Origin of the sequence: Porphyromonas uenonis 60-3, assembly GCF_000174775.1 — a bacterium.
In the GTDB taxonomy this organism is placed as follows: Bacteria; Bacteroidota; Bacteroidia; order Bacteroidales; family Porphyromonadaceae; genus Porphyromonas; species Porphyromonas uenonis_A.
The window spans coordinates 1-959 of the sequence record NZ_ACLR01000215.1 but is presented as its reverse complement, the minus strand read 5'-3'; the positions used below and the strand labels follow the sequence as shown (position 1 = coordinate 959).

Below are 959 nucleotides of genomic sequence, written 5' to 3'. Positions count from 1 at the left end.
GTGAGGGCAATGGTTACTCCTACCAGTACGCTCGTCGTCAGTGGTCGCTACAGGCTAATGGCTTACTGCGCTACAAGCAGCTCGCACACTTTGACAAAGGGATGCTTTCGCTCTGCCGCTTGACGCCCCGCTTTGCAGAGCTCTCTGACTACTGCTACCATAGCCATACGGAGCGACAGGTTATCGCTTTCATGCGAGGTGACGGCTACCTCTTTGCCTTCAACTTTAGCCCCACCGAGAGCTACACCGACTACCTCATCGAGGGCGTGCCAGCGGGACAATACGAACTACTCCTCGACAGCGATGCGGTGGCCTGCGGAGGCTTCGGACGTATCGATGCCAGCGTCCTGCACCACACCCGCGCCACCGCTGAGGGAGGCACCGAGCTACGACTCTATCTGCCCTCCCGCTCAGCGCAAGTCTACCAGCGCAAGCGGTGATAGCGGCAAAACAATACGAGTAACCCTTTGTAGGGACGCACGCTCTGTGCGTCCGTTGTCGAACGAAAGTTACAGCATCGTAACCTTGGACACAACGGACGCACAGAGCGTGCGTCCCTACAAGTCGTTACTCGTTATTTATATGTGTAAGTCTTACTTCTCGAACTCAATGTCGATGTCGAAGGACTCATGCCACGGCAGTCCCTGACGAGCCACCTCCTCGAGGAAGGGATCTGGATCAAACTGCTCAACGTTGAAGACACCAGCGCCTCCCCATATGCCCTTGGCGAGCATCAGTGCGCCTGTCGTAGCGGGGACACCCGTCGTGTAGCTGACACCCTGCGTGCCCGTCTCACGGTAGGCTGCTTGGTGAGAGCAGTTGTTCCATATATAATAGGTACGCTCCTTGCCGTCCTTGACGCCACGGATGCGGCAGCCGATAGAGGTTTCGCCCGTATAGTTCTCGCCCAGCTCCTGAGGATTAGGCAGGGACAGGCCTTGAGGAATTGGATCGGCACG

The 959-nt window shown here is 57.1% G+C and carries 1 protein-coding gene and 1 pseudogene; one reads left to right on the top strand and one right to left on the bottom strand.

Going from position 1 to position 959, the window contains the following annotated elements; all coding sequences use genetic code 11:
• Window positions 1-440: alpha amylase C-terminal domain-containing protein (locus PORUE0001_RS08610; RefSeq protein WP_007366062.1), on the top strand; the 440-nt coding region annotated here is incomplete at its 5' end.
• A 153-nt stretch (window positions 441-593) separates the two neighbouring features.
• Here PORUE0001_RS08610 and PORUE0001_RS08605 read toward each other — a convergent pair.
• Window positions 594-959, bottom strand: a pseudogene (locus tag PORUE0001_RS08605) (saccharopine dehydrogenase family protein); the annotation flags it as partial.